Source organism: Hyalangium sp., from assembly GCF_045802625.1.
Classification (GTDB): domain Bacteria; phylum Myxococcota; class Myxococcia; order Myxococcales; family Myxococcaceae; genus Hyalangium.
In genome coordinates this window covers 34,119-53,001 of the sequence record NZ_JBJMQP010000095.1, presented here as the reverse complement: position 1 = coordinate 53,001, position 18,883 = coordinate 34,119, and the positions used below count along the sequence as shown (strand labels likewise).

Annotated in this window: 16 protein-coding genes; 4 read left to right on the top strand and 12 right to left on the bottom strand. The window is 68.8% G+C overall.

Annotated features, from left to right (window positions below; all coding sequences use genetic code 11):
- The 7 genes from ACJ8AT_RS17400 to ACJ8AT_RS17370 all read right to left on the bottom strand — a co-directional run bounded on the left by ACJ8AT_RS17400 (position 1) and on the right by ACJ8AT_RS17370 (position 6,921).
- Positions 1–1,542, bottom strand: a complete 1,542-nt coding sequence (locus ACJ8AT_RS17400; RefSeq protein ID WP_407738866.1) for a urate hydroxylase PuuD — start codon at positions 1,540–1,542, stop codon at positions 1–3.
- 127 nt (positions 1,543–1,669) lie between these two features.
- Complete coding sequence (locus tag ACJ8AT_RS17395; RefSeq protein WP_407738865.1) at positions 1,670–3,028, bottom strand: DUF6986 family protein; 1,359 nt, start codon at positions 3,026–3,028, stop codon at positions 1,670–1,672.
- Between the two features lie 12 nt (positions 3,029–3,040).
- Positions 3,041–3,385: a hydroxyisourate hydrolase gene (gene uraH, locus ACJ8AT_RS17390; RefSeq protein ID WP_407738864.1), complete on the bottom strand. Its 345-nt coding sequence runs from the start codon at positions 3,383–3,385 to the stop codon at positions 3,041–3,043.
- Positions 3,382–3,894: a 2-oxo-4-hydroxy-4-carboxy-5-ureidoimidazoline decarboxylase gene (gene uraD / locus ACJ8AT_RS17385; protein ID WP_407738863.1), complete on the bottom strand. Its 513-nt coding sequence runs from the start codon at positions 3,892–3,894 to the stop codon at positions 3,382–3,384. Before uraD ends, uraH begins: the two co-directional genes overlap by 4 nt.
- Positions 3,891–4,907, bottom strand: a complete 1,017-nt coding sequence (gene alc / locus ACJ8AT_RS17380) for an allantoicase (protein ID WP_407738862.1) — start codon at positions 4,905–4,907, stop codon at positions 3,891–3,893. The genes uraD and alc overlap by 4 nt, the downstream gene beginning before the upstream one ends.
- Before the next feature lie 24 nt (positions 4,908–4,931).
- Positions 4,932–6,296 (bottom strand): allantoinase AllB, encoded by a 1,365-nt coding sequence (gene allB, locus ACJ8AT_RS17375; protein ID WP_407738861.1) that lies wholly within the window; start codon positions 6,294–6,296, stop codon positions 4,932–4,934.
- Positions 6,297–6,483: 187 nt separating this feature from the next.
- Positions 6,484–6,921 (bottom strand): nuclear transport factor 2 family protein, encoded by a 438-nt coding sequence (locus tag ACJ8AT_RS17370; RefSeq protein WP_407738860.1) that lies wholly within the window; start codon positions 6,919–6,921, stop codon positions 6,484–6,486.
- A gap of 54 nt (positions 6,922–6,975) precedes the next feature.
- On the opposite strand from ACJ8AT_RS17370, the gene ACJ8AT_RS17365 reads away from it, so the two are divergent.
- Positions 6,976–7,632: a class I SAM-dependent DNA methyltransferase gene (locus ACJ8AT_RS17365; RefSeq protein ID WP_407738858.1), complete on the top strand. Its 657-nt coding sequence runs from the start codon at positions 6,976–6,978 to the stop codon at positions 7,630–7,632.
- A 168-nt stretch (positions 7,633–7,800) separates the two neighbouring features.
- Here ACJ8AT_RS17365 and ACJ8AT_RS17360 read toward each other — a convergent pair whose 3' ends face one another.
- The gene (locus ACJ8AT_RS17360; protein WP_407738857.1) at positions 7,801–10,020 is read right to left on the bottom strand and encodes a 3-hydroxybutyrate oligomer hydrolase family protein; all 2,220 of its coding nucleotides are present in this window, start codon (positions 10,018–10,020) and stop codon (positions 7,801–7,803) included.
- 182 nt (positions 10,021–10,202) lie between these two features.
- Here ACJ8AT_RS17360 and ACJ8AT_RS17355 point away from each other — a divergent pair, with 182 nt between their 5' ends.
- Positions 10,203–10,673, top strand: coding sequence for a hypothetical protein (locus tag ACJ8AT_RS17355; protein ID WP_407738856.1), 471 nt, complete (start codon positions 10,203–10,205; stop codon positions 10,671–10,673).
- 6 nt (positions 10,674–10,679) lie between these two features.
- Positions 10,680–12,491, top strand: coding sequence for a type IV pilus twitching motility protein PilT (locus ACJ8AT_RS17350; RefSeq protein WP_407738855.1), 1,812 nt, complete (start codon positions 10,680–10,682; stop codon positions 12,489–12,491).
- Positions 12,492–12,567: 76 nt separating this feature from the next.
- Here the strand turns inward: ACJ8AT_RS17350 and ACJ8AT_RS17345 are convergent, their stop codons facing one another.
- From ACJ8AT_RS17345 to ACJ8AT_RS17330, 4 genes are all read right to left on the bottom strand, one after another.
- Complete coding sequence (locus tag ACJ8AT_RS17345) at positions 12,568–13,812, bottom strand: heparin lyase I family protein (RefSeq protein ID WP_407738854.1); 1,245 nt, start codon at positions 13,810–13,812, stop codon at positions 12,568–12,570.
- Positions 13,813–14,130: 318 nt separating this feature from the next.
- A complete protein-coding gene (locus tag ACJ8AT_RS17340) occupies positions 14,131–14,829 on the bottom strand; it encodes a molybdopterin-dependent oxidoreductase (protein ID WP_407738853.1) in 699 nt (232 codons plus the stop codon).
- Positions 14,822–15,478, bottom strand: a complete 657-nt coding sequence (locus ACJ8AT_RS17335) for a cytochrome b/b6 domain-containing protein (RefSeq protein ID WP_407738851.1) — start codon at positions 15,476–15,478, stop codon at positions 14,822–14,824. The genes ACJ8AT_RS17340 and ACJ8AT_RS17335 overlap by 8 nt, the downstream gene beginning before the upstream one ends.
- A gap of 173 nt (positions 15,479–15,651) precedes the next feature.
- Positions 15,652–17,640 carry a CASTOR/POLLUX-related putative ion channel gene (locus ACJ8AT_RS17330; RefSeq protein ID WP_407738850.1) on the bottom strand — a complete coding sequence of 663 codons (1,989 nt, stop codon included), beginning with the start codon at positions 17,638–17,640 and terminating at the stop codon, positions 15,652–15,654.
- Between the two features lie 161 nt (positions 17,641–17,801).
- On the opposite strand from ACJ8AT_RS17330, the gene ACJ8AT_RS17325 reads away from it, so the two are divergent.
- Positions 17,802–18,881, top strand: a complete 1,080-nt coding sequence (locus tag ACJ8AT_RS17325) for a hypothetical protein (protein ID WP_407738849.1) — start codon at positions 17,802–17,804, stop codon at positions 18,879–18,881.
- Positions 18,882–18,883: the final 2 nt, after the last annotated feature.

Sequence of the window (18,883 nt, the reverse complement as noted above, 5' to 3'; positions counted from 1 at the left end):
CTATTGGCCGTTGCCCTCTTTCCCGAAGGAGCGCAGCAACTTCACCAGCTCGTTGACGACCTCGGGCTTCTGCTCGAGGTCCGGGTTGGAGGGCATGATCTCCGACTTCCCCACGGCCATGCCACCTCCGATGATCGTCTTGGCGATGCCCTCATCCGTCACGCTCTTCTGCCACGTGACATCGTGGTAGTTGCGCGGCTTCGGAACGAGCGCCGCGGACGCCGGGCCGTTGCCGCGTCCCTCGGGGCCATGGCACGGGACGCACCGCTGGGTGAAGACGGCTCGCGCCTCCTCGGCGGGGCTTGCGTACACCTTCGCGGGGGCCACCACCGTGGGCACATTCGCTGGGCCTGGGGCCGCGACATCCGCGCCCTGTGCAATCCACGCTCCGAGCAGCTTCCGCTCCGGCTCGTTCATGGAAGTCATGTTCCCCAGTGGCATCGTCTGGGTCTGCACCGCGCGCACGTAGATGCGCTCGGCGTGGGCCTTCAGGCGCTCGGGCGTGTCGAGCATCACTCCCTGCGGCGGCGCGGCGAACGACGGGTTGGTGGGCTTCTCGGAGTGGCACGTCACGCAGCGCGTCTGGACGATGGTCTGCGCCGTGGCGAAAGACACCTTGGGGCCGGCCGCGAGCGTTGGATCCATCTCGATGGCCTTGGGAGCCGTCATCACCGCCACGCCCACGAGCGCCAGCACCGTGCCGCCGAGCACCACCGGAGGCGTGCGCGTGCGGAAGTTCATGATGTACTTCGCGCCCGCGCCGGCCAGGAACAGCAGCGCGAGCACGGCCCACGGCTCCGGGTGTCCGTAGAGCACCGGGAAGTGGTTGGACACCATGGTGAACAGCACGGGCAGCGTCAGGTAGTGGTTGTGCGTCGAGCGCTGCTTGGCCCGCGCGCCGTAGGAGGTATCAACGGGGCGGCCTTCCTTCGTGGCGGCCAGCATGTGCTTCTGCGCCGGGATGATCCGGAAGAAGACGTTGGAAGCCATGATGGTGCCGAGCATGGCGCCCACCTGGAGGAAGGAGGCTCGGGCACTGAAGACGTGCGTAATGCCGAACGCGGCGGCGGTGATGAGGACGAAGCCCACGGCGCCGAACAGGCGGTTGTTGCGGATGAGCGGCGTGCGGCAGAGCAAGTCGTAGATGACGAGCCCGCCGACGATGAGCCCGAGGCTGATGCCCACCGCCTGGAGGTGGGACAGGGGCGAGCTCACATCGGTGAGCATCGCGCGGTCGCCGAGGTAGTAGACGATGATGAGCAGCAGGAAGCCGCTGACCCAGGTGGAGTACGACTCCCACTTGAACCAGTGGAGCTGCGGGGGCAGGGCCTGGAGGCTCTTGCGCTTCACCACCTCGTAGAAGCCGCCGCTGTGCGCCATCCACAGCTCGCCGACGACGTCTCCCTCCAGGGGCCGGTCCGGCTTGCGGAGCTGGCTGTCCAGCCACATGAAGAGGAACGAGTCGCCGATCCACATGATGGCGGCGATCACGTGGGCCCAGCGGACAACGAGGTTCAGCCATTCCTGGACGACGGGGCTCATCAGAACTCGGAAGAAGGAGCGGCGGGGCGCTCGGGAGCGCGAAGCTGACGGGGGACCATAGAGAACCCACGGCCTCGGGACAACCCGGCCCGACCTGGACCGTCGCCTGGGAGCCGCCCGGGACGGCTTACGGCGCCCCCGCCTTGCGCCGGCCCTCGAGGATCTTCAGGAACGAGCGGCTGCGCAGCTCCTCCAGCGAGAGCCCCGTCGCCTGCGCCTCCTCCTCCGTGATGGCTCCGCAGGCGATGCCGCGCAAGAACGAGTTCAACAGCCCCTGGCCCGTGGCCGCGTCGTCGAACACGTCTCCGAGTAGCGTCGCCTGGGCCGCCTTCTCGATGAAGCTCTTGAGCCGGCGCGAGGCCGCGTCCATGCCCTCCAGGAAGAACGCGTACACCGCCGCGTAGCGCACCGGGAGCTGCGCCGGGTGCAAGTCCCATCCCTGGTAGTAGCCCAGCGACAGCGAGTGGCGCGTGTGCTCGTACGCCAGCCGCCATGCCCGGTGCACCCCCTCGCGGTTCTCCTTCTGCTTCGCCGCCGGGAGCGCCCGCGGGCCCTCCTTCTTGTGCGGGGCCACCGGCATCACGTTGGTGGCCCCGTCCGAGAGCGCCACCCCCGTGCCCGCCAGCGACACCTGCATCACATGGCGAGCGAAGTCGCACGCCGGGTGCGTCATGCTCTGGTACGCCGCCGTGACGTTGAGCGAGGCCGTGTAGTCATACACACCCAGGTGCGCTCCCACGCAGCGCCCCTCCGAGGCCGCCACCAGCGTGGGCAGCGCCAGCCGCCCCTGCGCATCGAAGAGGGACTGCGGCGTCTCCACCATCAACTCCAGCTTCAGCGTGCCAGCCGGCAACCCCCGGTCCTGCTCCAGCACTTCCAACATGCGCACCAGCGCCGTCACCTGCTCGGGCGAAACCACCTTGGGCAGCGTGACGACGAAGTTCTCCGGCAGCTTGCCGCCTGTGCGCTCCAGTAGCGTGGTGACGAACAGCTCCAGCGTGCGCGCGGACCGCTCGAAGAGCTCCTCGGACAGTGACTTGATCCGGATGCCGATGAACGGCGGCAGTGTGCCCTCCGCCATCCCCCGCGCCACCTGCTCCGCGGTGGACACCGCATGCCCGTCCTCCTCCGCGTCCGGACGGTTGCCGTACCCATCCTCGAAGTCGATGCGGAAGTCCTCCACCGGCTCGCGCTCGAGCTTGGCCACCACGCGCTCGTACACCAGTTGGGCGAAGCCGCCCTGCTGCGGCAGGTCCAGGCACCCGGCCAGGGTCCTCGCGTTCGGCGCGTACTCGCGGAACGTGGCCAGCGCCACCTGTCCCATCTTCCGTGCCGTCTCCGCCTTGAAGAGCTGGGCGCCCCCGTACACGGTGTGCACCGGCTGCCGGCGGGGAGACTCGCCCGGGTAGGCCCGCGTGTACGACTGGTTGGACTTCGTCAGCGCCGCGCGCGCGGCGGAGATACGGGAGGAGAGCTTCGCCGTCATAAGAGCTACGGCTCAGCTACCACGGTACGTGGAGAAGCCGAAGGGGCTCAGCAGCAACGGCACGTGGTAGTGCTCGCCCGCGGAGTGGATCTCGAACACCACCGAGACGTACGGATAGAAACCCTTTATCGAGTGCGCCCGGAAGTACTCCGCCGTGTGGAACGTCATCCGGTAGGTGCCGGGCTCCAGGTTCGTGCCCGCCGGGAGGAAGTCCCGCACGCGCCCGTCCGCGTTGGTGGTGCCTCGGGCCAGCTCGCGCCAGCCGCTAGCGCCCTCCTGCGCCTCCAGGGTGATGGGGACTCCGGCCGCCGGGCGGCCCCACTGTGTATCGAGGACGTGAGTGGACAGGGTGCTCATGTGGATGTGAGGAGCTTCTCCAACCGAAGGCGGGTGATTTGAGCCTGCTCGCCCGCCGCAATCCGCAGCTCCAGCGGCGGTGGGTTGTTCAAGCGCTCGCGGAGCTGATCCAGCATGTCCTGGGCGCTCTTGCCCGTGGCGCAGATGAGGAAGATGAAGCCGAAGCGCGCCTCGTACTCGCGGTTGCCGTTCGCCAGCGCTTGCAGCACCTCCTCGCTGGCGCCCTGCATGCCCTTCTGCTCCTGCTCGGACCAGGCCCCCGTCTTCTGGAAGCGCTCGCGCAGCTTGGAGATGTCTCCCACGCGCGGGTGGTGCGAGATGGCCTCGCGCCAGTCATCCGGCCCCGTCTGAGACCAGAGCCACCCGGCCTCCGCGTACACCGCCGAGTCGTCCTTGAATGGGCGCGCGCGGGCCATGGCGTCCGCCCAGCGGCTGGAGCCGCAGCAGCGCATGAACTCCGCTTTGGCCTCCTCGTAGGGCAGGCCGTTGAGCTTCTCGAGCGGTTTCACGCAGGGCGCCCGTGGACCCGCAGCCGGCTGATGCCGCCGTCGGGGAAGATGTTGAGGCGCACGTGGGTGAAAGGGCCCGCGGCGCGCAGCTCGGACTCGTAGAAGTGCCGGTGGTGCGCCTGCAGCTTGGTGCGAGGGAGGATCTCCTGCCAGGCAATCTCCTTCGCGTTGGCGAAGTCGAGGATGTCCTCCTTGAGGAAGCAGCCCTCCAGCGAGCACATATCCGGGAAGTTGCCCTTGAAGTGGTTGGTGTCCACCTCCACCTTGTGCACCGTGCCCGGCACGGCCAGCTTGACGACAATCCAATCGAAGCCCGGCACGCGCTTGCGCCGAGTCTCCCAGCCCTCGCCCATGGTGGTGGCGCGGCCCGGGAGGATGAGGTTGTCCTTGGGCCCGAAGAACGCGTCGTTGGTGGTGATGACGATGCCGCCGTTCTCGGCCGCCGCCAGATCCACCAGCTCGCCCGAGCGCAGCTTCGCCGGCTCCGGCTTCACCACGCCGTGCACCCGGAAGCGCGCCACGCCGCCGTCCGGGTAGATGTTGAGCCGCACGTGCGTGAACCGCCGCTCGCTGGCAATGGGCAGGTAGTTCTGCGTGCCGCCCACCAGCTTCGTCTTGGGGACGAGCTCCGTCCATGCCGCGCCGGTGAGCGTCTCGGGCGTGGGCGTGCCCTGGACCTCGAGGCCGTCCACGGAGGCGTACTCGGGGAAGTTGCCGAGGAAGTGATGGGTGTCCACGTTCACGCCGCGGAGGACGCCCGGCAGGCCGAGCTGGATGATGCACCAGTCGTAGCCCGGCACGCGCTTGCGCCGCGTCTCCCAGCCATCCATCCACTTGCCGAACTCGGTGTACTTGTCCGGGATGAAGACGCCGCGCCCGGGCTTGAGCAGGTTCTCCTTGGGCGCGAAGAACTCGTCGTTGGCGATGAGGGCCAGGCCACCCACCTTCTCGGCGGCCAGGTCGATGAGCTCGGCGAAGGCGACTCGTACCTTGCCTTCCTCGGGGGTCTGCATGCGGGGACTCCTCCTCCCAATACCTTACGCCACCGGCCGCGCCGTGCCAGGACGGCGCACCCACTGGCCCACCGGTTGCGGGGTGACTTCACCTCGTGTGAACGCCGGAACGCCTCGGAGAAAGCTTCGCTCCACCACGCCGAAGAGGGTGCGGCCCGTGTACGGGGTGAGCGGGTGGCGGTGCAGCACGCCCGAGGGCTCCGGGGTGAAGGTGGCCTCCGGGTTGAAGACGAGCAGATCCGCGTCCGCGCCCGGAGCCAGGGTGCCCTTCATTCCCTCCAGGCCGATGAGCCGGGCCGGGTGGCGGCACATCCACCGGACGAGCTGCTCCAGCCCGTGGCCGCGCTCGCGCATCCCCGTCCACACCGCGGGCAGGCTGAACTGGAGCGAGGCGATGCCGCCCCACGCCGCGGCGAAGTCTCCCCGGTCCAGGTGCTTGAGCGAGGGCGTGCACGGCGAGTGGTCCGACACCACCATGTCAATGTCGCCGCGAGCCAGCCCGGCCCAGAGCGCCTCGCGGTTCTCGGCCTCGCGGATGGGCGGGGCGCACTTGAGGTGGGTGGCGCCGTCGGGGATGTGCTCGGCGTCGAAGGTGAGGTAGTGGGGGCACGTCTCCACGGAGAAGGGCAGGCCCTCGCGCTTGGCGGCGGCGATGTCCTTCAGCGCGTCCGAGGACGAGAGGTGGACGATGTGCACGCGCCCGCGGTGCTTGCGGCACAGCTCGATCATCATCCGGATGGCGTCATCCTCCCAGCGGCGCGGGCGGGACTCGAGGTAGCTGCGGTAGGTGCGCGTGTCGCCTTGGGGTGGGCGCTCGTCCGGGGTGAGCTCCGCATGGACGATGAGCGGCACGCCGCGCCGGGCGAGGATGGGCATGGCGCGCTCCAAGTCGTCTCGGGTGACGTGGGGGAACTCGTCCACGCCCGAGTGGATGAGGAAGCACTTGAAGCCGGTGACACCGGCGTCGACCATGGCGTCCAGCTCGCCCGCGTTGCCGGGGATGACGCCGCCCCAGAAGCCGTAGTCGATGGCGCAGCGGCCCTCGGCGGCGGCGGCCTTGGTGCGCAGGGCCTGCAGGGTGGTGGTGGCGGGGATGGAGTTGAGCGGCATGTCCACCACGGTGGTGATGCCGCCGGCGGCCGCGGCGCGGGTGGCGGTGGCGAAGCCCTCCCACTCGGTGCGGCCGGGCTCGTTGATGTGCGCGTGGCAGTCCACCACGCCGGGCATCACCACCTGGTTGCCCATGTCCTGCACGGGCAGTCCAGCGGGCACCTCGTGGCGAGGCACCACCGCTTGAATCTTCCCATCTCGAACGACGACCGCGGCCTCGCGCACTCCGCTGTCGGTGACGACGCGGCGGCTGGCCAGCACCCAGTGTCCTCCACTCACGGCGAGCACTCCTTCCCTGGGGGCAGGGACCGAAGAAGCATGGAGTGAGTCAAATCATGCTCTGCCCCCTCCGCGCCAACCCATGGGGTGGGAGGAGCGTCTGCATGGCGATGCTCTGGGGACGGGTCTGTTTCTACCCCCGGCCGTGTCGCCGAGCGCGGCGAGCACGACGTGCTCATAACAGGGCTCAGCGGTAGCGCCGCTCGGTCTCGGCGATGGGGTAGTCGTTGGCGCTCATGTCCCGGCGGCGCATGAGGCCGTTGTCGTCGAACTCCCAGTGCTCGTTGCCATGGGTGCGCATCCACTGGCCCGTGTCCGCGTCGCGCCACTCGTACTCGAAGCGCACGGAGATGCGGTTGCCCGTGTAGCACCACAGCTCCTTCATCAGCTTGTAGTCCAGCTCGCGCGCCCACTTGCGGCGCAGGAACGCCTTGATGGCCTCGCGGCCCTGGAAGAACTCGGTGCGGTTGCGCCACGCCGAGTCCTCCGTGTAGGCCAGCGCTACCCTTTCGGGATCCCTCGTGTTCCACGCGTCCTCGGCGGCCTTCACCTTCGCCCGAGCCGTCTCCTCGGTGAAGGGCGGGCGCAGCGAGGAGGGAGAGGGGGGCGGCTTCGGCTGGGTCATGACGGGTCCTCTTCAGGGAGCACATCACGCTACTTCCTTCTTAAGATGACGGCGATGGCACCGAAGACTCCCCCCGACGAAGTGGCGGCCGCGTACAACGTCTGGGCCGACGTGTACGACACCCAGGCCAATGCAACGCGCGATCTCGATGCGAGGACCCTCCAGGGGCAGGACCCCTCCCTGTTTCAAGGTGACGTCCTGGAGATCGGGTGTGGCACCGGGAAGAACACCGAATGGCTTGCACCGCGGGCCCGCGGCCTGCTCGCGCTGGATGGCTCGGCGGAGATGCTGAAGCGCGCCCGGGAACGCCCGGGCGTGGAGCGCGTCCAGTTCCTCCAGCATGATCTGCGAGAGCCCTGGCCGGCGCGCAATGCCTCTCACGACACGCTTACCTGCAATCTGGTGCTGGAGCACATCGAGGACCTCGCCTTCGTCTTCTCCGAGGCGAGCCGCGTCCTGAGGCGTGGCGGCTTCTTCTTCGTCTGTGAATTGCACCCGTTCCGCCAGCTCCAGGGCAAGCAGGCCCATTTCGTGAACCCGGAGACGGGCTCCATCCAGAACGTCCGCAGCTACCTGCATGACGTCTCGGACTATCTGAAGGCGGCCCTGGACGCGGGCCTCGTGCTGGTCCGGGCGCAAGACTGCCGAGACGACGGCGCCCCGAGGACAGCAGCCCCGCGGTTGCTCGCCATGCTGTGGCAGAAGTCCTGAGCCACGCCCCTTCTCTTTGTAGAGCCCCAGCCCGAGTCCCCCGTCGTGCCGTGAGGACACCACCCGCTCGACCGGCCGAAGATGAAGGGCAGACTGCGGCTCCAAGCCATGCCGTTGAGGGGCTGGCCGCCAGCCCGTTACGTCGGCGAGGGAGACCCGGGGGATGCGCTACTCCGGGATGCTCAGCAGGCCGTTCTCGAAGGAGAGCACATCCCCGGCGGCGGGCTGGGCCGAGAGCGCGGGCAGGTTCTCCTCGACGGTGAGGTCCACGGGCTTGCCCGTGCTGGAGTCGATGCGGCGCGGCGTGGTGCGGACTACCTGGCTCGGCGGCAGCTCGCGGCCTTCCTGGAGGCGCGCGAACATCAGGTCCAGGGCGCGGAAGTAGTAGTAGTCCAGCGGGATGTAGCGCGTGTCGAACCCGGAGTTTCCATTCAGCGAGTCCAGATGGTGGGCATTCTTGACTTCGTAGTAGCGAAGCTGGCTGCCCGTGCCCTCGACCTTCTGGTTCAGCGCGTAGTACGGCCGCGAGGCGTGATTCAGGGGGAGGAAACCGTCGCTGCGGCCCGTGACGATGATGGCGGGCTTGCCGTGCAGGTCCCCCTTGGCGAGCGTCTGGGCGCTGCCGGCCTGGACCGCCTCGTACTGAGCCTGCGTGACGGTATACGCGCCGAGCGTGGCGGGCCGGGCGGACAGGGGCACACCGTCCAGCGGGTTCACTCCCGTGGCGAGCGTCCGCCAGCAGAGCGCGCCGTCGATGTTCAGGTCATTGCGGCGGGTGAGGCGGGAAGTCACCAGGTTGGCGGTGTTGTCGGCGGCGGGGCCGTTGGAGCCGAGGTTGTAGACGAGGTTGATGCCCGCGTTCGCCGGCTGCCCGTTGCTGAGCGCGGCGAGCGACGCGAGCCGTGAAGCGGAGGTGGCCACCGGCTGCCCCGTGGTGGCATCCGTGGAGGCGAAGCTGAAGCCGCACAGATTGTCCTCGACGCCGAAGCGGCCAAACTGGTTCGCATAGGTGACGAGGATGCCCTGGGGGACGAGCAGGGCGTAGTGCGCGGGCTGGAGCAGGTTCTGCTCCGGGAGGATGCCCGCGGCGTTGATGCGCGCCTGGGCCGCCTGGGCCCGCTCCTCGACCGTGCTGCTGGTGGTGAGGCCCGGCAACAACCCCAGCTCGAGCAGGGACTGGCATCTGGCCTCACCCGCCTGTTGGCTCACCGAGTTGAGGGGAGCCGAGGACACCAGCGCCGCCGCGCGGCTCGCGCAGGGCTGATACAGGCTCACCAGACTGGCGAGCTCCAGCAGGCTCCGGCTGTGCTCCTGGAACTCCGCCCCCGAGCCCTGGCGGAGGTGGAGGCTGCCATCGAAGACGGGCTGGACGTTGGGCTCGCCAGCGACCACGCCGTCGATCAGCCCCGAGGTGTCGGCCTCCGCGGCCCGGAGGCTGGCGCCTCCTCCGTTGGAGACGCTCGTGGCGATGACGAGGGTGTTCTCCGGCGTGAGGGTGGCGGGAATCGAGCCATCCGGGAGCGGGGTATTGAACTGCCGGTTCAGCACGTGGAGGGCGTACTCGATGGACTGGAGGACGTGCCTTCCCCAGGAGGCCTGCGGGTTCTGCCGGGAGTGGGCATGCTGGGTGGCGAGCCGGTGCGGGAATTCGGCGTTGTAGGCGAGCCGCTGCTGCTCGGAGAGCGCCGCCTGGAAGGTGGCCTTCGGGGCCTGCGTCCCCAGGTCGAGCGTCATGCCATCCAGGCCATACCCGGTGTTCGTCTCCAGGTCCTCATACCCCGTCCCGCCGCCCTTGTCGGTATAGGCGACGGCACAGCCGTGCTTCAGTCCCCAGTCCCCGGCGGTGCCGATGGCGCCGTAGAGGCCGCGCGAGCCGGAGCTGGGCGCCGCGACGATGCAGGGCCGCTGCGGATCGAAGGAGCGGGGGATCTGCACCATCAACCCTACGCGTGGGCCGCCCTCCTCGTGGGCGAAGGCGAGGTACTCGATGCCGGGAATCTTCCCCGGCAGGGCGGTGGCGGTGCCATCGGCGGCGAGATTGGGCCCATAGAGGCGGCCGTACCCCCCACCGCGGGTGATGTCCACGAGGCCTCGGTAGTTGTTGTAGATGGTGTTGGTGCGAAGCTCCTGCCAGGTCGGATGGGTGGGGTCCGCGTAGCCCGGAGCCGTACCGGCGATCCCGCTCGTGCCGAGCCCCGAGGTGAGCAGGTCTGGCTGATCATCCCCATCGGTGCCGGGATACTCGTGGGTGAGCTCACTACCCGGCACGATGTAGCTCGGAAGCGCGCTCGTGGGAGGGGGCTGAGGCTCGGGCTCGGAGTCGCCACACCCTGTGGAGCTCAACCCCCAGGCAGCGCCCAGGATGACGGCAAGGAGCTTCCTTCTCATCTGGATTTCCTCTGGGAATGCGCATGCGCGGCGGCGCACGGTTCCCCGGGTGTATCGCCGGTGTGCGAGCTCAGGTCCAGTGTGGGCAGCCTGCCGAGTCTCCCCCCGGCGGCTCGGTCCCATTCTTGCCGGGCGGGCCACCCCCGTTAGGATGCCGCCGGATTCACAAGGAGGCAGTTCCCTTGGAAGAGCTTCGAGTTCCCAAACGCCCCGTGCTCGCCCAGATGGTCCTGCCGGGAGGGGAGGTGCGGGAGGTCTCCGCCTTCCTCATGACGGGAGTCTCCGAGTACAGTGAAGGCGAGCGTCTGTCGGACTTGCTCAACGGCGAGATGAAGTTCATCCCCGTTCAGGACGCGGCAACGGGGATGATCACCTTCCTCAACAGTGTCGCCATCGCGGTGGCCCGGACCGACGTGGAGCACGAGCTCCGCGAGGAGGATCGGATCACCATCCTGACCGAGCATGAGGTAGAGATCCTCCTGATTGATGGCCAGCGGCTGCAGGGGCTCATCGTCTACATGCAGCCCGAGAGCCGCACCCGCCTCAATGACTACCTCAACGACGCACCGCCGTTCATCCGTCTCATCCAGGGCAAGCGCGTAGCGCTCGTCAACAAGCGCCACGTCGCTTACGTGGAAACTCTCTCACGCTGAAAACCAATGGCCAGGCTTGACTACATCATCGAGAAGCTGCTGAAGGACGCTGGTTTGGAAATCCTCATGGAGACCGGCAGTGGGGTGAGCATCCGCACCACCACGGGGATGCTGCCGGTGCTGAAGCAGAACCTCACGACGCAGCAGCTCATTGGTGCGATCGCGGAGCTGGTCCCTTCGGATCAGCGTGCGTCCTTCCCCTCCCCGGGGCTCACCATCTTCCCCTACGCCTCGCCCGTGGGCGCGGTGCAGGTGAAGTTCGAGATGGATCAGGGCCGTGCGCGGGTGTCCATGGTGCCCTTCTCCGCGCACGCCATGTATGGCACGGTCGAGTTCGAAGAGGAGAAGCTCGAGCTGGCCTCCCCCGCCGATATGCTCGAGATGGCCAGCAAGAGCAGCTCGCCGGCCGCCCCGCAGGCTCCGCCGGCCGTGGCGCCCCCCAAGCGTGGCTCGAGCCCTACGCTGGCTCCCGTGCCCGCGCCCACGGCCTCGGCTCCCGCGGCGGCGCCTCGCCCCGCTCCAGCAGGCCCCCCGTCCACGTTGACTGCCGCGGAGCCCTCCGCCCAGAGCTCCGGCAGCACGCAGGCGCAGGCGGCCCCGGCCCCCTCGCCAGAGCCGAGCGCCGCGCCGGACAAGACGCCGACCGTGGCGCTGCGCCCCAGCGTGGAAGGGGTCCGAGAGCGGCAGGGCGAAGCCGCGGCGCAGATGATCGCCCTCCTGGAGGCGATGCTGGCCCGCCGGGCCTCGGATCTCCATATGTCCACGGACACGGTGCCCCACCTTCGCATCGATGGCGACATGGTGCCCGTGAAGGAGTACGGCCCCATCCCCGCCGCGCGCCTCAAGGAGATGATCTTCAGCCTGGCTCCGGAGAAGAACCAGCTGCAGTGGGAGAAGAGGCACGACACGGACTTTGCCTACGAGACGCCGGCGGCGCGTTTCCGCGTCAACGTGTTCGCGGACCGCAAGGGCATTGGCGCCGTGCTGCGGCAGATCCCCAACACCATCCGCAGCGCGGAGGAGATGGGCCTGTCCAAGCACATCCTGGACTTGTGCTTCCTCACCAAGGGCCTGGTGCTCGTCACCGGGCCCACGGGCTCAGGCAAGTCCACCACGCTGTCGTCGATGGTCGACTACATCAACCGCAACCGCGAAGACCACATCATCACCATCGAGGACCCCATCGAGTTCGTCCACCCGAACAAGAAGTGCCTGGTGAACCAGCGCGAGATCGGCGTCCACACCGACTCCTTCAAGGACGCGCTGCGCGCGGCGCTGCGCGAGGATCCGGACGTGGTGCTGGTGGGCGAGATGCGAGACCTGGAGACGATCGCCATCGCCATCGAGACGGCGGAGACGGGGCACCTGGTGTTCGGCACGCTGCACACCAACACGGCGGCCTCCACGGTGGACCGCATCATCGACCAGTTCCCGCCGGACCGGCAGGAGCAGATCCGCATGATGCTCTCCGAGTCCCTCAAGGGAGTCATCTCCCAGACGCTGTGCAAGAAGATCGGCGGCGGGCGCGTGGCCGCGCAAGAGGTGCTCCTGTGCACCAGCTCGGTGTCCAACCTGATCCGCGAGGGGAAGACGTTCCAGATCCCCTCGGTGATGCAGACCTCGCGAGGGGCGGGCATGATCATGCTCAACGATGCGCTGCTGGAGCTGGTCAAGAAGAAGCTCGTGACTCCGACCGAGGCCCTCAACAAGTCCATCTCCCGCAGTGAGATGCGGGCCGTCCTGGAGCGTGCGGGCTACAAAGTCGATGCTCTGGGAGAGGGCGCCGCCGCCCCTGCCCCCGCCGCTGCCCAGAAATGAAGGGGGAAGAAACGGCCCACCCCCATCGCAGGTTCGCGGGGAGGTGGGCCCCGTCGCTCAGGAGAGCCCGGACGCGCTACTCGCCCGAGGCGGTGGCCACTTCCGCGGCGGAGGCGTTCAGGGTGACGCCCTGGGGAAGCACATCCGAGAGCGTGCGGCCCATGGTCCACCCATCGTGGTACAGCACGCCCACCGGGGCGATGGTCGAGTTCCGGTACAGCCCCACCTTCAGGTAGTTGAGCATCCCGGAGAACTGCGTGGCGCAGGAGCGCTTGGGCAGGACGAGCTGGCCGTTGAGGTACAGCTCGACGAAGCCGACGCTTGCGTTGGGTGACCACTTCGCGTGGAAGACGAAGTCCTGCCACGCCCCGCGCACCAGCGGCGTGCTCCACACCTGAGTGCCGCTGCAGTTGAGGCTCATCACCCCGTTGTTGACGACGAACTCCACCGGCGGCGAGCCGCTGCTGCCCTCGTGGTGCCACTGGGCGAAGAGCTGCCACGTCTTCGGGCTGGGGAAGTCCGGCGCGAACATCGTGCTCCAGCGGTAGTAGTACTCGGAGCCCACCGGCTCGTGCGTGAGGCGGAACAGCTCGTTGCGGTTGCCGCTGGCGCTGATGGGATTGTCGCCCTGCTTCACGGTGACCTTGAGGGCGTAGCGGCCCTCTCGCAGCGGCGAGGACACCAGCTGCAGCCGGTCCGCGCTCACCCGCTGCTGTCCGCTCCACTGCGAGAGGCTGCCCGTCTCGAAGTTGCCGCTCCACACCGGCGTGGAGGGCGCGGGCGTCGTCGTCGTCGCGCCATTGCACACGCGCACCTCGGCGATGCTCGCCCAGTCGCCCACGTTGCTGCCGTTGACGGTGACGCGCAGGTGGCGGGCCGCGCGGGGAGAGAACGCATAGGTCTCCGCCGCCGTGGTGGTGCCGCTGCTCGTGCCGCTGTAGACCTGGGTGTACGCCTGCCCATCCGAGGAGACGGACAGGGTGAAGGTGTTGATGCGCGTATTGCCCAGGTGCCAGGCGATCGCCGCGCCGGAGATGGAGCGGCCCGAGCCCACGTCGTAGTTGATCCACGAGCCCTTGCCGAGGTTGCTCCAGCGGGTGTCGAGCCGATCATCGACGCTGTTGGCCGGTGGGTTGATGGCTTCACTGCCAGAGGCTGTCACCGAGGACACGGAGAGGGGCGTGCAGCTCTGCACGGTGAGGGCTGGCTCCGAGACTTGGAGGAGACCCGGCTCCTCATCGGTGGAGATGGCGTCTTGAGGACCGCAGGCCATGGTGCCGATGAGGAAGGAGGTTCCGACCAACAGAAGGGTGTTCTTCATGTGCTCTCTCTGGGGTGAAAAAAGACAGACGGGGACTGTGCCAGGCCACACCAGGTGACCGGCTGTGAGGGATTGAGGTTGTTTTTGAGACGCAACTCTCCCGTCACGCGCGGGGCCAGTGCCCCGGCGTCGAGAGCCGTCACGCCGAGTGTGTGGGGATTTGCTCCTGTTTAAGACAGCTGAGACACGTGAAACATGTGCAACTGAAACACCCGCGAGGGGTGGACTGCGTTTAACCCTCTAAAGCGCGAGAGTTCAATTTATTTCGTACTCAACATATCTCTACAGGAGCCCGCTCGTGGAGTAGACAAGCATGTATCACACGCCGGCGAACCACTCGTACCCACGGTCCTCCCAGTAGCCGCCGCTGGGCTCGGGCAGGAAGTTCACCGCGGTGAGGTACTTCACCATTTTGTAGCCCAGCTTCACCGCCGAGTAGAGCCGCAGCGGCGCGCCGTGCTCGGCGGGCAGGGGCTGGCCGTTCATGCCGTAGGCGAGGATTGTCTGCGGGTGCAGGGCGCTCGGCGCGTCCCACGAGGACCAGTAGCCTTCATCGAACGAGCGGAACTCCACGTAGCCGGCGCGCGGATCCGCGCCCACGTGCCGCGCCAGCTCGCGCACCGCGACGCCGTGCCAGGAGGCCACCGCGCTCCAGCCCTCCACGCAGTGGTGGCGGATGCGGTACTCCGTGCGCGGCAGGCCGCGGAGCTCCTCCAGCGTGAGCACTCCGGGCCGCGCCACGAGCCCTCCCACCTGGAGCGTCCAGTTCGCGGGCGCCACGGGCAGCGCGCTGGAGACGAAATACTTCGGGAACGCGCCCTGGGGCGTGGCGTCCTCGGGGGGCAGCTCGGGGGCGAGCCGCTCCGGATTGAAGAGGGCTTGCTGGAAGCGCAGGTTGAAGCGCTCCGTGGCTCCGAGGAAGCCCGCATGAGGCTGGCCGCTGTCGCAAGCGCTGGCGGTGAGAGCCGTGGCGCCCAGCAGGAACGAGCGCCGGGTGAGCCGTCGCGCGTCACGCATGGGGACGGCCTCCCGTCACCATCTCGCCGAAGGAGCGCGGGTGCAGCGCCACCATCACCACGTGCCCCACGGTGAAGAGCGCCAGCAGCGCCAGGCCGATGAGGTGCACCAGGCGGGCGGGATCGTACCCTCCGAAGAGGGCCGTCAGCCACCCGAGCTGCACGGGCTTGTAGAGCACGAGCCCAGAGAGCACGACGACGAGCGTGAGCAGCAACGTGCCCGTGTACGCCAGCCGCTGCAGGCCGTTGTAGAGCTCCTGAGGCGGAGCGTGCCGGCGCAGGCGGAGGTAGTAGGCGAGGGTGCCCAGCGCGTTGCGCGTGTCACGCCGAGGCTGGAAGAGCCGGCGCCGCCACTCGCCGCTGAGGGCGAGATAGACGAGGTAGGCCAGCCCGTTGACGACCAACAGCCACGCGAAGGCGAAGTGCCAGTGCCGGCCTCCCGCCAGCCACTGGCCGATGCGCGTCCACTCGGGAGGCGGAGCGCCCTGGAAGGGATAGAGGCCATAGGGCTGCCCCTGCGGCCCCATCATCGGATAGGCCATGAGGATCTGCAGGCCGCTGCCGGCCATGATCACCAGCAGAGGCACGTTGGCCCAATGAAGGAGGCGGATGGGCCAGGGCTGCGGTCGACGGCGAGTGAAATCGGTCACGGCTCCCCCCGGAGGCAGTGCGGCTCCGCGTCAGGCGCGAAGACGCCTCGGAGCACAGCACCCGCCGAGGCGGGCCGGAGCAGCCCAGGAGAGCAGGCGCGGCATTCCCGACGATCCGAAGCGAGGCCCGTTCGCCAGCCGACAGCGGAGCGGCCTCGGGCCGCGAGGAGCGCTCAGCTCGGCAGGCCGCGCTCGTGGGCCAGCACCACCACCTGGGTGTCGTCGGTGTCCGGCACCAGCGTGTCACGGGGCGGGTTGAGCCAGGCATCCTCGCCCAGGTCCACGTCGCCCTCTTCCAGCCGCCGTTGGCGCGCCAGCGCTCGTCCGTGGGTGCGCGGATCCGGATAGAAGCCCAGCGCCACCTCTCCCCGAGCCCGCGCGTTGGCCAGCACCTGGCCAAAGGTGGCTGTGCCCCCGGAGACATACGCCCGGCGCGGGCTCAGCCGCACCGAGACACCTCTCGGCGACAGCACCGCCCGGTAGACGGGCGCCACGTCCGGATCCAGCAGCACCTGGGCCAGCAGCATCGCCACCACATCGCTCGACACCACGCAGTCACCCCGCCGCGGGGCGATGTGCACGGCGGAGCGCGGGTCTCTCACCTCCGTCACCACGCGCCGGGCCCGGTGGCCGCTCACCTTCTGGCCGTGCCGCAGCCGCAGCAGCATGGCCAGCGCGCTCGCGTCGCCGTTCTCGTCTTGGGAATCCTCGTTGCCCAGGATGACCACCGCGTCCGCACGGCAACACTCGTGCTGCCCCCGGTGCATGAGCTGGGCGGCCGGACGGGTGTCACACGAGAGCTGAACGGGGCGCGCCTCCGCTTGTACGTGCTCCACCACGCTGAGCGCCCGGGGCGAGTCCTCCCCCGCAACCACCTGCACCTGCGAGCCCTGGGGCAGGCTCGCGCTCAGCTCTCGCAGGAGGTGGGGGAGCGTGGAGTTGAAGCCCACCACGCTGACGTGCTGGGGCGTGGGGTCGGGCACGGCGCTGTGCTCGGGCAGCAGGCTCGAGGGGAGCTCGCCTCCCATGCTCCACTTGTTCCGGCCCGGCGCGAGCAGGATCAGCCGATCCGCCAGCTCCAGCCGGCGCGGGTTCGCGGGCGAGGGGCACAGGAGGAGCTCTCCCGCCTCGGTGCGCACGCCCACCAGGATGGCGCCCTGCACCTGCGCGTGCGCCTCGTCGAAGGACTGGCCCGCCAGCGCCTCGGGCACGGGCTCGAGGTAGAACTCGCAGCCATCGAACGCGAGCAGGTGGCGCAGCACGAAGTAGATGCCGTCCTGCCGGGTGCTCGCCGCGAGGATGCTGGCCACCACCTCGTCCGAGGCGACGATGTCCAGCGCGAGCTGCCCCGGGCCCGCGACTCCTGGCTCGCCCGCCAGCGAGAGCAGCTCTCGCGCCTCGGTGTGGCGGGCCTCGACGATGACCTGCCCCGCGAAGCCCTCCTCCGCCACCCGGCGCATGGCCAGCAGCGTGGACAGCGTCCACTGCACGGACTCGTCATCCGAGAGGCTGGCCGGGGGCGTGACGATGATGGAGCGCGCCGCCTGGGCGGCGACCCGGAGCAGGGCCTGCTCGTTGCGCGGGTCTCCGGTGCGCACCACGGTGTGCAGCTTGTGGCCGGGAACCCGGCGCGCGGGCCGCAGCGCCACGTCGATGCGATCCTTGTCCTCGGGCGCCAGCACCACGAGCGTGCAGCGCTGGCCCGAGCGCGCAATCTCGCGCGCCACGAGCGCCACGTTGGGATCGTACCCCAGGCACAGCACGTGGCCCCGCTCGACGACGGGGTTGAGGCCCGAGCGCATGTCGGCGATGCGCTCGCCCATCTTCGAGGCCAGCGCCGCGGTGAGCAGTGACACCGCCAACACCCCCGCGCAGGTGGCGGACAGGGCCAGCAGCCGCAGGCGGGCCGGATCCGTCGCCATCGTGCCGCCATCGAGGAAGTGGGTGATGGACCACCACAGCGCCTCGGAGGCGTTGGGGAGCGAGGGCTCCTGGGGATGGGAGATGAGCGCGAAGCCGGCGAACGCGGCGACGAGCACCGCCGTGAGCAGCAGCAGCGCCAGCACCTGCACCAGCGGGGGGTAGGTGAGGAGCTGATCCAACCGGTAGATGAGCCAGGCGCGACCCGCGCGTCCGGCACGCCGCAGCACATGGGCCTGCATGAGGCCCTCAGGCTAGCACCGGAAAGAACCGGAAGCCGCGCCGCCAAACCCCAGTCTTCTCAAGCTCTTGGAAAAGGCACGCAACAAAAAACTCCATCCGCCGACAATGTAGGCAAGTTACTCCTCTTGGCCCACTTGGCCCCCTATTTCGAGGTCCCGTCATGATCCAGGTCAACCGCCCCTCTAGCCTCACTCCCCCCGCGCAGGCTCGGGTGGCCTCGGAAACCACCACCAAGTCCACGCACTCGCAGCGCTCCAGCACCTCGGCGGCGCGCGACAGCTTCAGCACGGCCGCTCCGGCGCGTGCGCAGCTCTTGGGCGGTGTGCTCTCGCACGTGAACAGCCTGCACCTGCCCATCCCCTGGCCGGGCAAGGGCGAGGCGGACAAGATCGGCTGGATCCAGAAGGCGTACCCGCCGGCCAAGGACTCGACGGCGGAGTTCGAGAAGCTCGACCAGGCGGTGCGCGCGGGCAAGGACGTGCTGCCCGCGGAGGCGAAGAACTGCGTGTTCCTGGCGGTGGGCGGCCTGTTCTCGGGCGCGGCGCCCAAGGAGCTGTACTTCGACAAGAACCTGGACGCGCTCAAGGCCCAGGGCCTGGAGGTGGGCCGGGTGCCGGTGGACACGGACATGGGCGTGGAGCACAACGCGGCCATCGTCCGCGAGGCGGTGCTCGAGGCGGCCAAGAGCGGCAAGCAGGTGGTGCTGATTGGCCACAGCAAGGGCGGCCTGGACTCGGCGGCGGCGCTGTCGATGTACCCCGAGCTCAAGGAGCACGTGCGCGCCCTGGTCACCCTCCAGTCGCCGTACGGCGGCTCGCCGATGGCGCAGGACCTGCTGGACAACCCGCTGGTGCGCTACGGGGTGGGCGGGGCCGTGGAGGCCATCGGCGGCAGCGTGCAGGCCGGTGAGGACCTGACCTACGACTCGCGCAAGAAGTTCCTGGCCGAGCACCCGATGCCGGCGGGCATCCCCGCCGTGTGCATGGCCTCGACGACTGCCAACCCCACCTCGCCGCTGTTCGCCACCGAGGAGTACATGCAGCAGCGCTACGGCGTGAAGTCGGACGGCCTGGTGCTGCCGCAGGATGCGTTCATCCCCGGCTCGAAGTCGGTGACGCTGAGCGGGCTGGATCACCTGGACTCGACCGGGACGACGCTGAACCCGTTCAAGCCCTACAAGCCGGAGGATCTCACGCTGTCGCTGGTGGCCATGGCGCTGAAGATGCCCAAGGAGGGCTGAGC

What these genes read in the sequence shown, in the direction of transcription:
- ACJ8AT_RS17400 (WP_407738866.1), bottom strand. Translation starts at nt 1,542, where the DNA reads ATGAGCCCCGTCGTCCAGGAATGGCTGAACCTCGTTGTCCGCTGGGCC.
- ACJ8AT_RS17395 (WP_407738865.1), bottom strand. Translation starts at nt 3,028, where the DNA reads ATGACGGCGAAGCTCTCCTCCCGTATCTCCGCCGCGCGCGCGGCGCTG.
- uraH (WP_407738864.1), bottom strand. Translation starts at nt 3,385, where the DNA reads ATGAGCACCCTGTCCACTCACGTCCTCGATACACAGTGGGGCCGCCCG.
- alc (WP_407738862.1), bottom strand. Translation starts at nt 4,907, where the DNA reads ATGCAGACCCCCGAGGAAGGCAAGGTACGAGTCGCCTTCGCCGAGCTC.
- ACJ8AT_RS17370 (WP_407738860.1), bottom strand. Translation starts at nt 6,921, where the DNA reads ATGACCCAGCCGAAGCCGCCCCCCTCTCCCTCCTCGCTGCGCCCGCCC.
- ACJ8AT_RS17365 (WP_407738858.1), top strand. Translation starts at nt 6,976, where the DNA reads ATGGCACCGAAGACTCCCCCCGACGAAGTGGCGGCCGCGTACAACGTC.
- ACJ8AT_RS17360 (WP_407738857.1), bottom strand. Translation starts at nt 10,020, where the DNA reads ATGAGAAGGAAGCTCCTTGCCGTCATCCTGGGCGCTGCCTGGGGGTTG.
- ACJ8AT_RS17350 (WP_407738855.1), top strand. Translation starts at nt 10,680, where the DNA reads ATGGCCAGGCTTGACTACATCATCGAGAAGCTGCTGAAGGACGCTGGT.
- ACJ8AT_RS17345 (WP_407738854.1), bottom strand. Translation starts at nt 13,812, where the DNA reads ATGAAGAACACCCTTCTGTTGGTCGGAACCTCCTTCCTCATCGGCACC.
- ACJ8AT_RS17340 (WP_407738853.1), bottom strand. Translation starts at nt 14,829, where the DNA reads ATGCGTGACGCGCGACGGCTCACCCGGCGCTCGTTCCTGCTGGGCGCC.
- ACJ8AT_RS17330 (WP_407738850.1), bottom strand. Translation starts at nt 17,640, where the DNA reads ATGCAGGCCCATGTGCTGCGGCGTGCCGGACGCGCGGGTCGCGCCTGG.
- ACJ8AT_RS17325 (WP_407738849.1), top strand. Translation starts at nt 17,802, where the DNA reads ATGATCCAGGTCAACCGCCCCTCTAGCCTCACTCCCCCCGCGCAGGCT.